Raw genomic sequence first — 17109 nt, forward strand, 5'->3', positions numbered from 1 at the left:
TATGGAGCTGACCCGGGACTGGGTTACCGTCCGCGCGTCGATCGCGTTGACGTTCGGGGTCGCGATCCTCTCCATCCTCGCCGGGCTCGCGCAGATCGGCGGGCTCGGCGTCAACGGCCCGCTCGCCCCGTACGTCGGCGGCGTCGTCCGGCAGACGGTCGGGTTCACGGGGACGATCACCGGCTTCGCGATGTTCGCGAGCGGGTTCGCGCTGCGGAACGGGTACCGAGTGGGGTGGTACTCCACGGCGGTGCTGCTGCCGCTGACGGCGCTTCAAGGCCTGTTACAGGCGTCCGTCCTGTCGTTCCCGCTCGTGGCGCTGTCGGTCCTGTCGGCGCCGACGCTCGTGATCAACCGGGGGCGGTTCGACCGCCGGTTCAGCCCTTCGCCCACGCAGCTGGCCGCGGGCGCGGCGCTCGTGGGAGCGGTCGCGTACGGAACGGTCGGCTCGTACGCCCTCAGGGACCAGTTCGAGGGGATCGAGACGATCGTCGACGCGTTCTACTTCACGATCGTCACGGCCTCGACGGTCGGCTACGGCGACATCCACCCGGCGACCGGCCCGGCCTCCGACATCGCGCAGCTGTTCGCGCTCTCGTCGCTCGTGGTGAACGTCGCCGCCTTCGCGGTGGCGCTCGGGGTCCTCCTCACGCCCGCAATCGAGGCGCAGCTCTCCAAGGCGCTCGGGAAAATGACAGACAGACAGATAGACCTCCTCGACGACCACGTCCTCGTGTTAGGCTACGGGGACCTGACGGAACCGATCCTCGAAGAGCTCGACGCCCGCGACGGCGTCGAGTACGCGGTGGTGACGCCGGACGAAAACGTCGCCAGGCGGCTCACGGACCGCGACGTGCCCGTGTACACCGCCGACCCCAGCGACGTCGACCCGCTCGAACGGGTCAACCTCGACGGAGCCCGCGCCGTCGTCGCCGCCACCGAGGACGACGCGCGCGACGCGCTCGCCATCCTCACCGCCCGCCAGCTCAACCCGGACGTGCGAATCGTCGCGGCGGTGACGCAGCGAGAGAACGTCGACAAGCTCCGCCGCGCCGGCGCCGACCAGGTCATCTCGCCGTCGACGCTCGGCGGGCACATCCTCGTCGACTGCGCGTTCGGCGCGGACAGCACGGACGCGACCGAGGGGATCTTAGACGACGTCGACCTCGACGACTGAGGCCGGGCCGCGAAAGCTACCGGCTCCGCCGGCCCTTCGTCTGCCGGTAGTCTCGGCTCAACACGTTCTCGCGCATGTGGTCGCGGAAGGCGTCGGCCTCGTCGTCGGTCATCGCGGCCGGCTCGGCCATCGGCACCAGTTCGAACCCCCGCCCGCGGATCGTCGTCGCGTGCTCCGCGTCGACGTCGAAGGAGTCCGGCCGGCGCGTCGTGTACTCGACGGCCAACTCCCTGAGCGGGCGCTCGCCGACCGGCACGATGATCTGCGGGTTGATCATCCTGATCTCCGCGTTGAGGAAGGGCTCGCAGGTGTCGACCTCGCGGTCGGTCGGCCCGCGCTCCGGGTGGCGACACCGCGTCAGGTTCGTGAAGAAGACGTTCTGTACGTCCGGCTCCGCGGCGTCCGGCGCCGACCGGACGAAGCCGAGGTCGGCGAAGATAGACTGGACGCGCTCGCCGCCCCCCTCTCCGGTGAAGGGGACGCCGTTGCGCTCGGCGGCCGCCGTCGGCGCCGTCCCGACCACGAGGAACTCGGCGCCGACGTCGCCGTAGCCGTGGACGACGCGGTCGCGGGCGCCACACAGCGCCTCGCAGTTCTCGCAGTCGGTGTCCATCGCGAACGGGTTCTCGAACTCCGTCTGGTTCGCGTCCACGGTCGACGTGGGCGCTCCGCCACCCTAAACGCTCCGCTGCGGCGGGGAACGCGAAGAGAGGAAGGCGGCGTCGCGAGCGAGGGGTCGCGAGCCGAGGGGCGCGCGGTCGGCGCCGCGGCCGCGTCAGTTGGGGACGTAACAGTCGCCGTCGCAGTCGACGAGGCCCTCGTTGCGGAGGGTCTTCAGGATGCTGTACAGGGAGAGCTTCTTCATGCCGAGCGACTCGCCCATCTCCGAGACCGTGGCGTCGCCGTTCGTGGTCAGGTAGAGGTACACGAGCTTGGCGCGGGGCGACTGGAGCTCCCGGGGCAGCGCCGGGGCGGCCGCGGACGCGGTTTCCGTCTCGATCATCTTGTCCGATCCGTGTAGTTCGACGATAATAAATCCCCCATTCAACGTTCGTCGAAACTACCGGAAGGCGTCGGAGAGCGCGTCTCCCGCCGGTTCCCTCGGGTCTCGTGCGAGCAACGTCGATCAACGAACCGGAAATCGACGCGTATCGACGCCCGGTTTCGACCGTCGACGGATAGGAGACCGTGAACGATCCGGATCGATCGGGTGAAAGCGAGGAGGTATCGAAGCGAGTCGCCGCCGACCCGCGGCGGACGGTCGCGGGCGGCCGCGCGTGCCGCGCGTCGCCGGACGGCTCAGTACGAGCGGCTCTTCGGCTCGTACGTCTTGTTCTCGCCCTCGAGGACGACCGGCTTGTACCACAGCTCGGGCTCGCCGTCGTTCCACGAGATGAGCGTGTGCTTCAGCCAGTCCTCGTCTTTGCGCTCCTGGTGCTCCTTGCGCCAGTGGGCGCCCCGGAACTCCTCGCGGGCGAGCGCGCCCATCGTGAGCGCCTCCGCGATGTCGAGGATGTTCCGCGTCTCGATGGTGTGGATGAGGTCGGTGTTGAACGTCCGCGACGGGTCCGACACCGCGACGTCCTTGTACGCCTCGCGGGCCTCGCGGAGGTCTTCGAGCGTCTCCTCCAGGCGGCCCTCCTCGCGGAACACGTTGACGTTGGCCGTCATCGTCTCCTGGACGGCGGAGCGGATCTCCGCGTGGTTGCGCCCCTTCCGGGAGAGCAGCTCCTCGACGCGCTCCTGGGCGCGGTCGACGGCCGCCCCGAGGACGCTGTCGGCGTCGGTCGCCACCGCGCCGCCGTCGGCGGCGGCGGGGCCCGAGCCCCCGGTCTCGCCGACCTCGACGCCGAACTCGTAGTCGGCCGGCTGCCAGTCGCCCGAGCGGCCGGTCTCGATCTCGGCCTCGCCCATCTCCTCGCCGGCGGCGTGGCGGCCGGCGCGCTTGCCGAAGACGATGAGCTCCGGCAGCGCGTTCCCGCCGAGGCGGTTCGCGCCGTGGACGGAGGCGCAGGCGCACTCGCCGGCGGCGTACAGCCCGTCGATGACGGTCTCGCCGAACTCGTTCGTCTCGATGCCGCCCATCGCGTAGTGCTGGCCGGGCTTGACCGGCATCGGCTCCGTGAGCCCGTCGGCGCCCTCGAAGTCCTCCGCGAGGTGGAGGATGTTCTCCAGACGGTCGAGGATGCGCTCCTCGCCGAGGTGGCGCATGTCGAGGTGGACGTACTCGTCCTCGATGCCGCGGCCCTCGTTGACCTCGGTCAGCTCGGCGCGGGAAACCACGTCGCGGGAGGCGAGCTCGCCGGCGTTGTTCGCGTAGCCGTGCTCGAACATGAACCGCTCGCCCTCGCTGTTGTAGAGGATGCCGCCCTCGCCGCGGACGCCCTCGGAGATGAGGACGCCGGTCGACGGCAGCGTCGTCGGGTGGAACTGGATGAACTCCATGTCCTCCATCGGGACGCCGGCGCGGTACGCCATCGCGACGCCGTCGCCGGTGTTGGCGACCGCGTTCGTGGTGTGGTCGAACACCTGGCCCATCCCGCCGGTGGCGAGGATGACGCCGTCGTTGGCTTGGAACCCGCTAATTTCGCCGCTCTGGATGTCGTAGGCGACGACGCCGTGACAGGTCCGCTCGGCGGGATCGTCCTCGTCGGTGACCGCGAGGTCCATCACGTGCCACTCGTCGTACACCGTGATCCCGCGTTTGACCACCTGCTCGTACATCGTGTGGAGCATCTGGTGGCCGGTCTCGGCGCCCGCGTAGGTCGTGCGCGGGAACGAGAGGCCGCCGAACGGCCGCTGGGAGACGCGGCCGTCGTCCTCGCGGGAGAACGGCATCCCCCAGTGTTCGAGGCGGATGACCTCCTCGGGGCTCTCCTGGCAGAGCGCCTCGACCGCGGGCGCGTCGCCGAGGTAGTCGGACCCCTTCATCGTGTCGTACGCGTGGTCCTCCCAGGAGTCGGCGTCGCGCAGCGCCGCGTTGATCCCGCCCTCTGCCGCGCCGGTGTGGGACCGGACGGGATGGAGCTTCGACACCATCGCCACGTCCGCGCCCGCTTCCTGTGCCGCGATCGCCGCCCGGAGTCCCGCCCCGCCGGCCCCGACGACGACGACGTCGTGTTCGTACATTGTTGGTATGTAATTTCGTAAGTTCCGGAGTCCCTTGATACTGTCTGTCGGGTTTACCAGAACTTCAGGTTGTTTTTGACTGCCTCCCGCTTCAGCTCCTGAATGTGCTCGGTGAGGGGGATGTCCTTCGGGCACACCTCCGTACAGGAGAACTGGGTCTGACACCGCCAGACGCCGTGTTCCTGCTCGATGATCTCCAGGCGCTTCTGTTTCATCTCCTCGCCCTCGCGCTCGTCCATCGCGAACCGGTACGCCTTGTTGATCGCGGCCGGCCCGAGGTACTCGTTGTCGCCGGCGGCGATGTTACACGAGGACATGCACGCGCCACACCAGATACAGCGCGTGGACATCTTGATCTTCTCGCGGTTCTCGCGGTCCTGGCGCTGCTCTTCGAGCTCGCCGTCAGGGTACTCGTTCGTCTGGAAGTACGGCTCGACGGCCTCCATCTGGTCGTAGAAGTGCTCCATGTCGACGACGAGGTCCTTCGTCACCTCGGCGTGCGGGAGCGGCTCGACGCGGACCGGCTCTTCGAGGTCCGAGATCTGGGTCTTACACGCCAGCTTCTGCCCGCCGTTGACGAACATGGCGTCCGAGCCGCAGACGGCCTGCCGGCAGGAGTGCCGGAAGGTGAGCGAGGAGTCGTACGTGTCGCGCGCGTACATGAGCGCGTCGAGGACGGTCATCCCCTTCGTGAACGGGACGTGGAACGTGTCGAAGCGCGGCTCCTGTTTCCCCTCGACCTGCGGGTCGTAGCGGAACACCTTCAGCTCGACCGTGCTCTCGTCGGCGGCCGCCTTCTCCGCCTCCTCCTCCTGTCGCTGCTCGCGGCGCTCGGCCGCGCGGCGCCGCTTCTCGGCGCGGCGCTCGTCGCCCTTCGAGGCGGGCTCCGTCTCGGTCTCGGTCGATTCCTCGGTCTGCTTCGGAATTTGCGTGCTCATTGTCGGTTCAGTAGAGTCCGATGCCCGCCCACGCGTTCGCGGTGCGGATTCCCTGCGCGATCAGCACGACGCTCGCGGCGACGAGCGTCCACTTGATGACGGTGCGTTTCGTGCCGGTGAGCCCCTGGTTCACCAAGGCGTTGTAGACGCCGTTGACCCCGTGGAACGTCGCGGTCACGAGGAAGAGGATCATCAGCGAGTAGTAGCTCAGCTGCTCCATCCGCGCGGAGCTGGCGAGGAACGACACCTCGTCCGCGTGGTGGACGAAGTGGAGCAGGAAGAAGTGGAACGCCAACACGACCAGCAGGAAGACCGCCGTGACCCGCTGGAGGAACCACATCCGGCCGCCCGACTGGAACGAGGAGTAGCGCTCGGCCATCTCAGAACGCCCCCGCGATGAACGTCGGAACCGACGCGACGGTGATCGCTCCCGTGAGGATCAGCGACGCGTAGAAGCTCTTGTCCTGTGCGTCGAGTCCGATGCCGAGGTCGGTGAGGAGGAGTCGCGTCCCGTTGAGCATGTGGAAGACCGCCACCGCGAGCAGGCCGACCTCCAGGAGGCGCACGAGCAACAGCCCCTCCAAGGAGACGATGGTCTGCGTGTACACGTCGTTTCCAGCGGCGATCGCCGCCTCGCTGGCACCGGCGGCCGGGATCCCCGTACTCAGGACGGCGATGTGCGTGAACAGGTACCCGATGAGCACCCATCCCGTGAACTTGTGGAAGATCCACGCCCACATCCCCGCCTCGAACTCCCGCCAACGGCCGAAGTCCTCAATGAGGCCTCGATTGTACGACTGACTCATACCTAACGGTTCTGAACCGCGCTGGTATAGTAGTTACTAACACGGCGGCCTGCGCGGCCGGATTCCGGACCAATCCGATCGGCGCGGAATCGGAGGGAACGCGGGGGTCAAGCGGCCGAACTCCGAGACGGATCCGATCCGAGAACGCGGTCCGTGCGAGGGCGTTCCACGCCGCGTATCGTCGCGGAAGCCTTATATGTCACAGTCCCGCTTCTACGGTCGCAATGGCGAAAGGCGAAGTTGACTTCTTCAACGACACTGGCGGCTACGGTTTCATTTCGACTGACGACGCGGACGAGGACGTGTTCTTCCACATGGAGGACGTCGGCGGCCCGGACCTCGAAGAGGGTCAGGAAGTCGAGTTCGACATCGAGGAGGCGGACAAGGGTCCGCGCGCGTCGAACGTCACCCGTCTGTAAGTCGGCGACACCCGAGGCGAATCGGCTTTTCGACTGTTCTCGACCCCCGAGCGGCGGCGCCGTCGCGCGCCCCGCCGCGGACGGGCGTCGCTCGCGGCGCCGAGCGGTTTCGGCGCCGAACGGCCCCGACCGATAGGAATTTACCGCTCGTTGACTGACCGGTCAGTCAATGAGCGACTCGCCGAGCGCGGCCGCGGAGATCATGGACGGGGTGTACAGCGCCCTCCGCGCTCACGGCTACGCCGACCTGACGATGCAGGACATCGCCGACGAGTGTTCGAAGAGCAAGTCGCTGCTCCACTACCACTACGACACGAAGGAAGACCTGCTGGTCGCCTTCCTGGAGTACATCATCTCCGACTCCGAGGACCGGATCGCGGCCCGCGCGGACGACCCGCCCGTCGACCGACTGGTCCAGTTCGTGGGGTGGTTCGTCTTCGCCCCCGACGAGGCCGACCGCGAGGCGTTCCACATCGCCCTGCTGGAGCTCCGCACTCAGGGCCCGTTCAACGAGCGGATCCGCGAGCAGCTGGCGCGCAGCGACCGGCTGCTCCGCGGGACCGTCGCCGACATCCTCGCGGACGGCATCGAGGCGGGCGTCTTCCGCGACGTCGACGTCGAGGAGACGGCGGCGCTGCTCGTGGCGACCCTCGACGGCGCGCGGACCCGGCAGATCACCCTCGCCGGCGCCGAACGCGACGCCGAGGGCGAGGGCTACACCCGCGAGGTCGCGGAGGCGGCGCTCCGGCGGATCGTAGGTCCACTGCTCGCCGACGGGGTCGAACTGCCGCCGCTCGACGCGGCGATCGATGCGCTCCGGCTCGACGCCGACGAGCCGGGGAGCGACGCCGCCGCGGACCGCACCGAATGACCCGCTTCGGGTTCGAGCGCCCGCCGCCGGTCCTCCTCGCGGTGATCGCGAGCACGTTCTTCGTCGGCTTCGGCGGCGGCGTCGTCTTCCCGATCCTCCCGAACCTCGGCGCGGTCCTCGGCATCTCGGCGTTCATGGTCGGCGCGATCCTCTCGGCGAACCGGTGGGTGCGGCTCGTCGCGAACGCGCCGGCCGGCGCCCTCGTCGACCGGTACGGGACGCGCACGCCGTTCGTCGTCGGGCTGTTCGTCGAGGGGGTCGCCACGCTCGGGTACGTCGTCGCGCTCGCGGTCCCGGCGGGGATCGCTCCCGAGGCGTGGTTCCTGCTCGCGCGGGTCCTCTGGGGGCTCGGCTCCGCCGCGGTGTTCGCGACCGCGTACACCATCGCCGCCGACCTCTCCGACAGCGGCTCGCGGGGGACGAACATGGGGATCGTCCGCGGCGGGATCACGATGGGGTTCCCGGCCGGCCTCGTGCTCGGCGGGGTCGTCTCCGCGGTCGCGGGCAACGTCGCGGCGTTCGCCGTCGCCGCCGCCTTCGCGCTCACCGCGAGCGTCGTCGCGTACCGGTACGTCCCGGAGACGCACGTCACCGGCGACCGCTCCGGCGACTCGATCAAGCCCTGGGAGGTCGACACCGCCGTCCCGGCCCTGACGGTCGGCCTGGTCAACTTCGGGCTGATGTTCGCGTACATCGGCGCGCTGTTCTCCACGCTCGTGCTGTTCCTCGGCGCGAACGACATCTCGCTGTTCGGCCTCGCCCCGCAGGGGACCTCCGGGCTGTTCATGGCCGGCACGGTCGTCTCGGCCGCGGCCTTCATGCTCGTCGGCGGGCGGGTCTCCGACACCCGCGAGTCGCGGACGCCCATCCTCCTGATCTTCCTCGCGGTCTCGTTCGTCGGGTTCCTGCTGCTCGCCCGGGCCGGGTCGGTCCTCTCCCTGGGGCTCGCCTGCGTCTTCATCGGCGCCGGCCAGGGCGGGACCAGCGGCCCGATGATGGCCCTGCTCGCCGACCTCACCCCCGACGAGCGGATGGGTCGCGCCTCCGGGACGAACAACGTCCTCGGCGACGTGGGGGGCGGCCTCGGCCCCATGGTGTCGCTCCCCCTCATCGAGGCGGTCGGCTTCGCGCCGATATACGCCGCCTGCGCCGCCCTGCCGCTGCTCGCCGGCGGCGTCCTCCTCCTCGGCGTCCGCCGAGAGACCGGGACGTTCCTCCCCGGCCGCGTCGCCGACGAGGCGGGGGCGACCGACCCGTCGAGCGTCGTGGACTCGTAGTTCCGGACTTCCCGGTCCGCTTCGCAGACCGATTAAATAACCAGACCAAGCAGTGGCGCGTGCCGATGAGCGCCCGAAGGGCGCGAATCGACCGCGCGAGGGAGTCGCTGGCTCCCGGAGCGAAGCGGAGGGACCAGCGACGAGGCTGGGGAGGCGTGAGGTGCGGTTGCTGTGCGGTGCGGGGTGGGATTCAAACGGGCAGTCGCGAGGAGGCCGTAGGTGACGCAAGCACTGGAAGGAGCGAGCAGCGCGAGCGACTGAAGCGCGCAGCGAGCGTACGGCCTCTTCGCGGCTGGGGTTTTGGAGATCACCTCGGCAACAGCGATCACGTCTCACCGAGCGGTTGGAGCTTTGAAAACCACCTCAGCAGCGACCATGTCCCACCGAGCGCCTGGGGCTTTGGAGGTGTTCGGCGTCGATCCGCAGCCGGTGTCTTGTGAATAGACGATACGATCGTCGACAGGGTATCGCCCGACGTTGAGTGGTGACGTATGAAATCAGACCGGACAGGCGCGCACCGCCGAGCGAGCGGCTCACCGCCGGGGAACCCAGACGTACGGTGTGCGAACCGCTGACTCCCCCTACCCGAAAGAACAACCGTTAAAAGTCGGCGACGGGTTCGTACGGACATGGCTGGAACTATCGAAGCGCTCGTCCCCGGCGGGCAGGCCAACCCCGGCCCGCCGCTCGGTCCCGAGCTCGGACCGACGCCGGTGGACGTCCAGGACGTCGTCGCGGAGATCAACGACGAGACCGCTGCCTTCGACGGCATGGAGGTGCCCGTCACCGTCGAGTACGACGACGACGGCTCCTTCACCATCGAGGTCGGCGTGCCGCCCACCGCGGAGCTCATCAAGGACGAGGCCGGCTTCGACACCGGCTCCGGCGAGCCGCAGGAGAACTTCGTCGCCGACATGTCGATCGAACAGGTGAAGAAGGTCGCCGAGCAGAAGTCGAGCGACCTGCTCGCGTACGACACGAAGGCCGCCGCCAAGGAGGTCGGCGGCACCTGTGCCTCCCTCGGCGTCACCATCGAGGGCGAGGACGCCCGGACGTTCGACGAGCGCGTCGACGCCGGCGAGTACGACGACGTCCTCGACGAGTAACGCCGCCCCTTTTCGCGAGCTCCGCCCTTCCGCGGCGATTTCGATTCGATCCCGTTACACCGCGGGCCGTTCCGCGGGCTCCGTCTCGGGCGGTTCCGTCCCGACCGGGCGCACGTCGGTCCACGTCCACCCGACGATGGCGGCCGCCGCCACGAGCGCGTAGAACTGGACGAACACCCCCGCGATCGTCCCGAGGATCGGGACCACGGAGAGCACGCCGATCGCGAGCGCGCCGGCGAGCACCACGACCGCCGCGGTGACCCACCCCGCCGCGTACGCCCGCTTCGTGACGACGCCCCAGAGCGTCCCGAGGGCGAAGCCGTCGCCGACCTTCCCGGAGTCCGCGACCGCCGCCAGCGCCGCGGGCGTCACGTAGAGACCGACGAGCGACAGGCCCAGGGCGACGAGCCCCGCGACGAGGACGACGACGCCGACGACGAAGGTGCCGAGGAACGTCCCGGCACCGGGGTCGCCGGTCCCGGGCACCACGACGAACGCGCCGACGGTCAGGGCCCCGGCGACCGCGAGGACCCCGAGCGGCAGCAGCGAGTAGACGAACGCGACGACGAACGCCTTCAGGCCGTCGACGAACAGGTCGCCCCACGCCTCGAACGCCGGGGGCTCGTCGTCGCCGCCGGCGGTGCGCCGAATGACGCGGGTCACGTAGCCGAAGACGAGGATCGAGGGGATGATGAGGGGACTCGCGAGCAGCAGGAGTCCGCCGATGACGGCGGTAGTGACGGCGTCGTCGCCGTCGCGAAGATAGCTGAGCGATGCTTCTAACATGGTGATTCTCACGGCCACGACGCGCCGTGAGGTATTAAAGTAGTAGGGCGGCGGTCCGCAGTAGCCGGGCGGCAGTGGTTCGGGGTCCGGACGCGCCTTACGACGGGCAGAGCCGAGCCGATGGACGGGAGACGGGGTCCGTTTATGTCAGTTCACGAGGATCGGAGGGTATGGCCGAAGAGAGGGACGCCGTCCCCGCGGACGCGGAGCGCGAGTGGGACGCGATCGATATCGACGATATCGGCGGGTTCGACGTCGCGGGGATCGGGGAGCCGTTCGACGAGGACCTGTGGCTGGACGGGCTCGCGCGGAAGGTGGGGATGGGGCACCTGTCCGACGCGCTGCCCGGATCGGTCCCGCCGTCGTACCTCTACGCCCTCGTGACGATCGGCGTGCTCGAACTGGTGCTGGGCGCCTACTCGTACGCTATCGGCGAACCGGTGATCTACCTCCAGAACCCGTTCTTCCTGCTTCAGCCGATCGGCCTGCTTGCCGCCGTTTACGGGTCGCGATCGCTCCGGCGACGCTACCACGAGGTCACGGTGGAGATGCGGATCAGGAACCGAACCGACGACCCCGAGCGACTGACGAGCGTGATCCCCTCGTGGCTTCCGTGGACGGTGTTCCTGTCCGTGGTGGCCGTGAACTACGTGCGGCTGTTCGCGCTCGGTGGACCGGTCGCCGTCTACCAGGACGCGAACCTCGCGGCGGTGATCGGCTGGACGGTGGCGAACCCGGTCTGGGCGTCGATCGCCACGCAGTTTTTCACCGTGTACGTCGCCGTCACGCTCATCGCGCCGCGTCGCCTCCGAGACTCCGACGTCGGCGTCGACTTCCTCGATCCGGAGGGGCTCGGCGGACTCCGACCGATCGGTGAGCTGGTCAAGCACGCGTACTACTACGTCGTCGCTGGACTGGTCGCGATCGGGCTCGTCCTCTACGGGCCGGCGATCGTTGGCATCGAGTGGGAGCGGACGACGGCGACGAACCTCATCTTCACGACGGTGTGGCTGAGCTCGGTCGCGACGGTCGGCTACGCCGTGTTCACGCTTCATCAGTTCATGCGCGACGAGAAGCGTCGCGAACTCCATCGACTACGGGCGATCGAGGAGCGGCTCGTCGAGGACCGGTGGGGAGTCGGGTTCCAGAGGGCGTCGAGCGAGAAACAGGGAGTCCTCGAAGAGGTCCGGCGCCGGATGGAACGGGTGAGCGCCACGCAGGAGTACCCCGCGACGTTCAGCATCTGGTCGCAGCTGCTCCTCAGTATCGTGATTCCGAAGGCGGTCCAACTGGTCGTCGCGAGGATATAGCACGGCGGCCCCCGGAACGCCGGACACGGGCAGCCGAACGCGGGTCCCGGGCGTCACTCGGAGCGCCGCGCTTATACGCCGCACACGCCGACCTGCCGGTATGCCGGATCTACACCCGATCGCGAAGCGGATCCACAACGTCCAGCCGCGCCCGGTGCGGCTCGAACTCGACTCGGGCGAGACCGGCGTCTACGAGTTCTCGTCAACCGAGTTCTTCCAGCGCGAGTTCCGCGGCGAGGGCACTCGGACCGATGCCGACGCGGACGCCGAGTTCCGCCTGATCAGCTCCGAGGACTACGAGCGGATCCTGCTCGGTCGGTCGGGGCCCGACGAGGAGGGCTGGTCGATGGTCGGCGAGGTGGTCGAAGCGGAGGCGGCGGCGGCGGCCGAGGAGTGAGCCTCAGCGGACGACCGTCACTGGCATCTCGGCGCGGCGGACGACCCCTTCCGCGACGCTGCCGAGGAGGACCCGCGAGAGCCCGGTCCGGCCGCGGCTCCCGACGACGACGTGGTCGAACGGTTCCGGGTCGGCGGGCTGGTCGCGGTCCGTGGTCGGTTCCGTCTCCCCCGCGGCGACGCCGAGGATGGTCGCCGTCGGGCGACCGACCTCCATGCGGGTGTCGATATCGCGGTCGACGGACTTCGCCGCCTCGCGGAGGATGCGCTCGCCGCGCGCGGTGGCGCTCTCGTACCACTGGTCCGCGGCGCCCGGGAACCCGCCCTCCGCGCCGGTGGTCGAGTCCGCCGGGTTGACCACGTACAGGGCCGTCAGGTCGGCGTCGGGCCACTCGGCGACGGCGAACGAGAGCGCTTCGGCGGCCTCCTCAGACCCGTCGACCGCGACGAGGATGCGTTTGCTCATGGGCGGGGATTCGCCCGCACCGGATAAAAAGGGCGACGGCGACTCCGGGCCGGCGACAACGCGCCGCGGGCGGCGCGTTTCGGGCCGGAAGCGACCGGTCACAAAACACTTGCCGGCGCCCGCTCAGGTGCCCGTATGAGCACCCCGTACGCGCAGTCGCAGTTGGCGTCGGTCACCGCTCGCGGCGGCGCGTGGCTCATCGACATCGTCGCGAGCGTCGCCGTCGCCGCGGTCGTCTCGCTGGCGGTCGGCGCCGTCTCGGCGGGCCTCGCCGACCTCGCGTTCCTCCTCGTCGCGTTCGGCTGGTACGTCGCGTCGGAGGCGGTCTGGGGGCGCACGCCGGGCAAGTGGATCGTCGGGATCGAGGTCGTCGACACGGACGGCGACGAGGTCTCCAGCGTCGCCGCGGTCGTCCGGAACGTCACCAAGATCGTCGGCGGCGCCTCGCTGCTTTTGATCCTCGCGGGCGTCGTGTTCATCGCCGACTCGCCGAACAGCCAGCGACTCGGCGACCGGTTGGCTGACACGCTAGTCGTGCGAGTCTGAGTCGGGGCGGGACCTCCGCCGGCGACCCCGACGGGCCCGGGGCGGCCGGCCGTCAGTCGTGCCGCGTCACGCACTCCGAGAGGCCGATCAGCTCGACGGGCTCGGAGTTGTCGGGCGAGTAGACGACCATCTGTCCCTTCTCCATGTACGGCACCTTCCCGGCGAGGTTCGTCGGGATGTTGACGCTGGAGATGGCGTCCTCGTCGCCGAGGTTCAACACGATCTTCGTGTTCACCTGCTTGAACACCGACTCGGCCACGTCCTGCGGGTCCTGGGTGATGAGGAAGAGCCCGAGCCGCTCCTTGCGGCCCTGCTTGGCCGCCTCGGTGAACTTCTGGACCACCTTCTGCGCCTGGACGTTGTCGGCGTCGGCGAGGAAGTTGTGGGCCTCGTCCATCCCGACCAGGAGCGGCGTCTCCTTGATCCGGTCGCTGTCCGGGTCGTTCGAGAGCTTGTCGTCGATGAGCAGCCCCGCGACCGCGAGGACGACGATCTCCTTCTGCCGGGAGGTCGGCAGGTGGTAGGTGGGGACGACCGAGAGCCCGCCCGGCCGGACGAGCGTGTGGTCAAGTTCGGTAATCGGCTTCGCGTCCTGGTCGAACACGCCGCTCGGGACGCCCCGAACCCGACGCTTGACGGCGTCGAAGGTGGCCTCGTGGACCCGGCCGCTCTCGTGGAGCTCCTCTTTCAGCGCCGGGTCGTCGAGGTACGAGAGGAACTGGCTGTACGTCCCCGAGTCGCCGTAGTTGTCGAAGAAGCGGTTGAGCAGCGTCAGGAGGGCCGGGTACTGGTTGTCGTTGAGCCCGGAGCCGGCGACGAGCCACGGCATGTCCCGCGCCAGCGAGAAGGGGATGGTGAACTCGACGCGCTCGGCGCGGTGGCCCTCGCCCGGGTACGTCGCGTTCGCGACGCGGGGCACCAAGGCGACGGTGTCGTCGTGGCCGCCGTGGGCGATCCCCTCCCGCTCCAGCCGGCGGGCGAAGCCGTCGTCGAGGTCGGGGTTGTCGTCGTGCATCTGCGCGTACTCGTCCTGCGGGTCGAACTGGACGACCGCCATGCGCGACTCCCGACCGTCCCCCATCGGGTACGTCCGGTCGTCGTCGAGGTACTGCCGGAGGACGTTCTTCGAGGCGTGAGTCTTCCCGGACCCGGTCCCGCCGGCGACGAGCGTGTGGCGGAACGCGAGCGGGTCGCCGTCGGCGTAGTCGTCCTTCACGCGGTAGTCGACCGTCGGGGGCTCGGCGGCGGTGCGCACCTTCTCGCCGCCGACGGAGAGGTGCCCGAGGAAGACGCCGTCGTCGGGGATCTTCAGGCCGGTCTTGATCTCGGCGTCGTCGGCCGCCTCCTCGACGACCGCGCCGGGCTTCGGGACCCGGTCGGTCATCCGGCGCTTCATCGAGTCCCCCTCGCCGTAGACGACGGACATCGGCTCCAGGTCGGCGACGAACTTGTAGTCGCGCTCGGCGAACTCGTCGCGGCGCATCTGCCGGCGGGCGTGGATCTCGGTCGCGTCGTCCGACTGGAACTCCTGGGCGTACTCCAGCCCCGTGATCCGACAGAAGAGCCGCTCGCCGTCCGGGTACGGGATCAGGAGGTACTTCCCGAGCCGCACCGACTCGCGGTTCCCGGTCGTGACGAACGCCTTCAGCGACGTCTCCTCCTCCTCCTCGGCCACGCGGAGCCCCTGCGAGACCGAGACGACGCCCAGGCCGGCGTCGCTGCCCGCCGGCGTCGCGTCGTAGGCGGCGAACGCGTCCTCGTCGGCGTCGGCCCCGGGGGCCTCGCTCGCGCTTCCCCCGTCGGCGACGCCCCCGCTGTCGACCGCGGACTCGCCGTCGCCCCCGCCCTCGGCGCCGTCGCCCCCGCCCTCGGCGCCGTCGGCCTCGCTCGGGGCGCCGCCGTCGCCGTCACCGTCCCCGGTGAAGTCGGTGAAATCCTCCAGCGTCATGGCGTATCCACCGGTCGCCGGGCCGAAAGCGTTTGCCCTCGCGCCGCGGCCGACCTCCCCCTGTCGACGGGCGCTCTGTGCCCGTCGCGGGGCGCTTATCACGCTCGGCCCCGTACCCGAGGCATGATACTCGTTCGCGGCAGCGGCGGCGGGACGGACCTCACCGGCACGGTGTTCGAGCGCGGTGAGGAGCCGCCCGCGTACAAGGGCGCGCCGGACGAGGACGCGCCGTACGTCTGGGTCTGCGACTCGTTCTACGAGGTCGAGAGCGGCGGCTCGCCGCTCGTCGTCGACGGCGAGGAGATCCGCGTCGCCTTCGAGGAACCCATGCCCCGCGGGTTCGACACCCGCGACCAGGCGGTCGAGGCGGCCCGCGAGCACGTCCGCACGCAGTTCGCGCGGATCGGCGTCGACCCCGCCGACGTCGAGGTCGAGGTGACCGCGGCCGACCCGGCCTGAGGTCGGACGCGCCGAGCCGTCCGGTCGGGCCGCGGCTCCGCCTCCCGCAACCCCTTTTCGCCCGGGGCCCAACCGGACCGTATGACCGAGCTACCGGACCGCGTCGTGGGCGACGCGCGGACGAGCGACTTCGGGTGGGACCTCCTCACCGACCTGACCGACATCGGGAACCGCATGGCGGGATCGGCGGGCGAGCGCCGCGGCGCCGAGCGCGTCGTCGAGGCGTTCGAGGCGGCCGGCCTGCGGAACGCCGGCCTCGACGAGTTCGAGATCCCCGGCTGGTGGCGCGGCGAGTCGTCGCTGTCGGTGACGGGCGCCGTGGACCGCCGCCACGAGGGCTCGCACGAGGTGATCGCGCTGCCCGGCACGCCGAGCGGCGAGGCGTCCGCCCCGCTCGTCGACGTGGGCGACGGCACCGACGAGGAGTTCGCGGCCGCGGAGGGGGACCTGGAGGGCGCGGTCGCGATGGCCTCCTCCCGCACGCCGGACTCCCACGACCGGTGGATCCACCGGATGGAGAAGTACGTCGCGGCGGCGGAGCGCGGCGCGGTCGGGTTCGTCTTCCGGAACCACATCGAGGGCGCGCTCCCGCCGACCGGCGAGATCGGCTACCACAACCGGCCCGGCCCGATCCCCGCGGTCGGCGTCTCGAAGGAGGTCGGCGACCGGCTCTCGCGGCTCGCCGCGGACGAGGGCGGCGACCGCCCGACCGTCTCGCTCGACATCGACTGCCGGAACGAGCCGACCACCTCGGTGAACGCGGTCGCGGAGGTCGGCCCCGACACCGACGAGGCGGTGTACCTCACCGCCCACGTCGACGCCCACGACGTGAGCGACGGCGCCAACGACAACGGCGCCGGCTCGGCGCTCGTCGCCGAGGTCGGGCGCCTGCTCGCGACCGTCGAGGGCGACCTCGACACCCGGGTGCGACTCGTCACGTTCGGCTCCGAGGAGATCGGGCTGTGGGGGGCGTACCACGCCGCGGAGACGACCCCGAAGGAGGACATCGCCTGCGTCGTCAACCTCGACGGCGCCTGTAGCTCGCGGGACCTCCGCGTGGGGACGAACGGGTTCGAGGGGATGCGCTCGACGTTCGAGGCGGTCGCCGACGCGTTCGACGCGCCCCTGACGACCGGCGAGACGATCTCGCCGCACGGCGACCAGTGGGCGTTCGTCCAGGAGGGGATCCCGGCGGTGATGGCCTCCACGACGAGCGACCAGTCCGGGCGCGGCTGGGGCCACACCCACGCCGACACCCTCGACAAGCTCGACTCCCGCGACCTCCGGGAGGTGGCGACGCTCGTGACCGCGGCCGTCTACCGGTTCGCGACCGGCGAGGTCGGGGCCGAACACCGGTCGCGGGAGTCGATCCGCGACGCCATCGACGAGGGGTACGTCGAGGAGCTGAAGACGGGCGGGCGGTGGCCCTACGACGAGTGACGGCGCCGCGCGCGTCGCTTCGACTCCGACGGTCG

At 70.0% G+C, this 17109-nt stretch carries 19 protein-coding genes; 10 read left to right on the forward strand and 9 right to left on the reverse strand.

The features are described 5' to 3' along the window. The first annotated feature begins 1 nt into the window (after nt 1). Nucleotides 2–1177 (forward strand): NAD-binding protein, encoded by a 1176-nt coding sequence (locus tag EXE44_RS07285; RefSeq protein ID WP_137716596.1) that lies wholly within the window; start codon nt 2–4, stop codon nt 1175–1177. A 16-nt stretch (nt 1178–1193) separates the two neighbouring features. Here the strand turns inward: EXE44_RS07285 and EXE44_RS07290 are convergent, their stop codons facing one another. The 6 genes from EXE44_RS07290 to sdhC all read right to left on the reverse strand — a co-directional run bounded on the left by EXE44_RS07290 (nt 1194) and on the right by sdhC (nt 6050). Beyond that, the gene (locus EXE44_RS07290; RefSeq protein ID WP_137716597.1) at nt 1194–1829 is read right to left on the reverse strand and encodes a uracil-DNA glycosylase family protein; all 636 of its coding nucleotides are present in this window, start codon (nt 1827–1829) and stop codon (nt 1194–1196) included. 123 nt (nt 1830–1952) lie between these two features. Then, nucleotides 1953–2180, reverse strand: coding sequence for a helix-turn-helix domain-containing protein (locus EXE44_RS07295; protein ID WP_053770751.1), 228 nt, complete (start codon nt 2178–2180; stop codon nt 1953–1955). Nucleotides 2181–2476: 296 nt separating this feature from the next. Continuing rightward, nucleotides 2477–4306, reverse strand: a complete 1830-nt coding sequence (locus EXE44_RS07300) for an FAD-binding protein (RefSeq protein WP_137705441.1) — start codon at nt 4304–4306, stop codon at nt 2477–2479. Nucleotides 4307–4359: 53 nt separating this feature from the next. After that, a complete protein-coding gene (locus EXE44_RS07305) occupies nt 4360–5244 on the reverse strand; it encodes a succinate dehydrogenase/fumarate reductase iron-sulfur subunit (RefSeq protein ID WP_121562831.1) in 885 nt (294 codons plus the stop codon). A gap of 7 nt (nt 5245–5251) precedes the next feature. Further along, on the reverse strand, nt 5252–5623 hold the full coding sequence (locus tag EXE44_RS07310; RefSeq protein WP_004596874.1) for a succinate dehydrogenase hydrophobic membrane anchor subunit: 372 nt from the start codon (nt 5621–5623) through the stop codon (nt 5252–5254). A gap of 1 nt (nt 5624) precedes the next feature. Next, nucleotides 5625–6050: a succinate dehydrogenase, cytochrome b556 subunit gene (sdhC, locus tag EXE44_RS07315; RefSeq protein ID WP_053770748.1), complete on the reverse strand. Its 426-nt coding sequence runs from the start codon at nt 6048–6050 to the stop codon at nt 5625–5627. A 224-nt stretch (nt 6051–6274) separates the two neighbouring features. Between sdhC and EXE44_RS07320 the strand changes: the two genes are divergently transcribed. The 4 genes from EXE44_RS07320 to EXE44_RS07335 all read left to right on the forward strand — a co-directional run bounded on the left by EXE44_RS07320 (nt 6275) and on the right by EXE44_RS07335 (nt 9723). Next, nucleotides 6275–6469 carry a cold-shock protein gene (locus EXE44_RS07320; RefSeq protein ID WP_004596869.1) on the forward strand — a complete coding sequence of 65 codons (195 nt, stop codon included), beginning with the start codon at nt 6275–6277 and terminating at the stop codon, nt 6467–6469. Nucleotides 6470–6638: 169 nt separating this feature from the next. Continuing rightward, nucleotides 6639–7340, forward strand: a complete 702-nt coding sequence (locus EXE44_RS07325) for a TetR/AcrR family transcriptional regulator (RefSeq protein ID WP_121562832.1) — start codon at nt 6639–6641, stop codon at nt 7338–7340. Continuing rightward, a complete protein-coding gene (locus tag EXE44_RS07330; protein ID WP_137716598.1) occupies nt 7337–8617 on the forward strand; it encodes an MFS transporter in 1281 nt (426 codons plus the stop codon). Before EXE44_RS07325 ends, EXE44_RS07330 begins: the two co-directional genes overlap by 4 nt. Before the next feature lie 629 nt (nt 8618–9246). After that, nucleotides 9247–9723: a 50S ribosomal protein L11 gene (locus tag EXE44_RS07335; RefSeq protein ID WP_053770745.1), complete on the forward strand. Its 477-nt coding sequence runs from the start codon at nt 9247–9249 to the stop codon at nt 9721–9723. Between the two features lie 54 nt (nt 9724–9777). Here the strand turns inward: EXE44_RS07335 and EXE44_RS07340 are convergent, their stop codons facing one another. Beyond that, nucleotides 9778–10509, reverse strand: coding sequence for a DUF4013 domain-containing protein (locus tag EXE44_RS07340; RefSeq protein ID WP_137716599.1), 732 nt, complete (start codon nt 10507–10509; stop codon nt 9778–9780). A gap of 170 nt (nt 10510–10679) precedes the next feature. Here EXE44_RS07340 and EXE44_RS07345 point away from each other — a divergent pair, with 170 nt between their 5' ends. Both EXE44_RS07345 and EXE44_RS07350 read left to right on the forward strand, forming a co-directional pair. Further along, nucleotides 10680–11819: a hypothetical protein gene (locus tag EXE44_RS07345; protein WP_137716600.1), complete on the forward strand. Its 1140-nt coding sequence runs from the start codon at nt 10680–10682 to the stop codon at nt 11817–11819. Nucleotides 11820–11919: 100 nt separating this feature from the next. Continuing rightward, on the forward strand, nt 11920–12216 hold the full coding sequence (locus tag EXE44_RS07350) for a transcriptional regulator (RefSeq protein ID WP_121562836.1): 297 nt from the start codon (nt 11920–11922) through the stop codon (nt 12214–12216). A 3-nt stretch (nt 12217–12219) separates the two neighbouring features. On the opposite strand, the gene EXE44_RS07355 is transcribed toward EXE44_RS07350, so the two are convergent. Next, nucleotides 12220–12681, reverse strand: a complete 462-nt coding sequence (locus tag EXE44_RS07355; protein WP_121562837.1) for a universal stress protein — start codon at nt 12679–12681, stop codon at nt 12220–12222. A gap of 135 nt (nt 12682–12816) precedes the next feature. Here EXE44_RS07355 and EXE44_RS07360 point away from each other — a divergent pair, with 135 nt between their 5' ends. Beyond that, the gene (locus EXE44_RS07360; RefSeq protein WP_137716601.1) at nt 12817–13227 is read left to right on the forward strand and encodes an RDD family protein; all 411 of its coding nucleotides are present in this window, start codon (nt 12817–12819) and stop codon (nt 13225–13227) included. 52 nt (nt 13228–13279) lie between these two features. Here the strand turns inward: EXE44_RS07360 and EXE44_RS07365 are convergent, their stop codons facing one another. After that, nucleotides 13280–15175, reverse strand: a complete 1896-nt coding sequence (locus EXE44_RS07365; RefSeq protein WP_137716602.1) for an ATP-binding protein — start codon at nt 15173–15175, stop codon at nt 13280–13282. A gap of 123 nt (nt 15176–15298) precedes the next feature. Here EXE44_RS07365 and EXE44_RS07370 point away from each other — a divergent pair, with 123 nt between their 5' ends. Next, complete coding sequence (locus tag EXE44_RS07370) at nt 15299–15634, forward strand: hypothetical protein (RefSeq protein WP_137716603.1); 336 nt, start codon at nt 15299–15301, stop codon at nt 15632–15634. An 81-nt stretch (nt 15635–15715) separates the two neighbouring features. Further along, nucleotides 15716–17074, forward strand: coding sequence for a M28 family peptidase (locus tag EXE44_RS07375; protein ID WP_137716604.1), 1359 nt, complete (start codon nt 15716–15718; stop codon nt 17072–17074). Nucleotides 17075–17109: the final 35 nt, after the last annotated feature.

It is taken from the genome of Halorubrum sp. SS7 (assembly GCF_005435055.1).
Classification (GTDB): domain Archaea; phylum Halobacteriota; class Halobacteria; order Halobacteriales; family Haloferacaceae; genus Halorubrum; species Halorubrum salinarum.

Excerpts from the sequence above, each read along its gene's own strand:
- EXE44_RS07360 (WP_137716601.1), top strand. The coding sequence starts at position 12,817 with ATGAGCACCCCGTACGCGCAGTCGCAGTTGGCGTCGGTCACCGCTCGC.
- EXE44_RS07310 (WP_004596874.1), bottom strand. The coding sequence starts at position 5,623 with ATGGCCGAGCGCTACTCCTCGTTCCAGTCGGGCGGCCGGATGTGGTTC.
- EXE44_RS07365 (WP_137716602.1), bottom strand. The coding sequence starts at position 15,175 with ATGACGCTGGAGGATTTCACCGACTTCACCGGGGACGGTGACGGCGAC.
- EXE44_RS07375 (WP_137716604.1), top strand. The coding sequence starts at position 15,716 with ATGACCGAGCTACCGGACCGCGTCGTGGGCGACGCGCGGACGAGCGAC.
- EXE44_RS07305 (WP_121562831.1), bottom strand. The coding sequence starts at position 5,244 with ATGAGCACGCAAATTCCGAAGCAGACCGAGGAATCGACCGAGACCGAG.
- EXE44_RS07335 (WP_053770745.1), top strand. The coding sequence starts at position 9,247 with ATGGCTGGAACTATCGAAGCGCTCGTCCCCGGCGGGCAGGCCAACCCC.
- EXE44_RS07325 (WP_121562832.1), top strand. The coding sequence starts at position 6,639 with ATGAGCGACTCGCCGAGCGCGGCCGCGGAGATCATGGACGGGGTGTAC.
- EXE44_RS07350 (WP_121562836.1), top strand. The coding sequence starts at position 11,920 with ATGCCGGATCTACACCCGATCGCGAAGCGGATCCACAACGTCCAGCCG.
- EXE44_RS07330 (WP_137716598.1), top strand. The coding sequence starts at position 7,337 with ATGACCCGCTTCGGGTTCGAGCGCCCGCCGCCGGTCCTCCTCGCGGTG.
- EXE44_RS07300 (WP_137705441.1), bottom strand. The coding sequence starts at position 4,306 with ATGTACGAACACGACGTCGTCGTCGTCGGGGCCGGCGGGGCGGGACTC.
- EXE44_RS07285 (WP_137716596.1), top strand. The coding sequence starts at position 2 with ATGGAGCTGACCCGGGACTGGGTTACCGTCCGCGCGTCGATCGCGTTG.
- EXE44_RS07345 (WP_137716600.1), top strand. The coding sequence starts at position 10,680 with ATGGCCGAAGAGAGGGACGCCGTCCCCGCGGACGCGGAGCGCGAGTGG.
- EXE44_RS07355 (WP_121562837.1), bottom strand. The coding sequence starts at position 12,681 with ATGAGCAAACGCATCCTCGTCGCGGTCGACGGGTCTGAGGAGGCCGCC.
- EXE44_RS07320 (WP_004596869.1), top strand. The coding sequence starts at position 6,275 with ATGGCGAAAGGCGAAGTTGACTTCTTCAACGACACTGGCGGCTACGGT.
- EXE44_RS07340 (WP_137716599.1), bottom strand. The coding sequence starts at position 10,509 with ATGTTAGAAGCATCGCTCAGCTATCTTCGCGACGGCGACGACGCCGTC.
- sdhC (WP_053770748.1), bottom strand. The coding sequence starts at position 6,050 with ATGAGTCAGTCGTACAATCGAGGCCTCATTGAGGACTTCGGCCGTTGG.
- EXE44_RS07295 (WP_053770751.1), bottom strand. The coding sequence starts at position 2,180 with ATGATCGAGACGGAAACCGCGTCCGCGGCCGCCCCGGCGCTGCCCCGG.
- EXE44_RS07370 (WP_137716603.1), top strand. The coding sequence starts at position 15,299 with ATGATACTCGTTCGCGGCAGCGGCGGCGGGACGGACCTCACCGGCACG.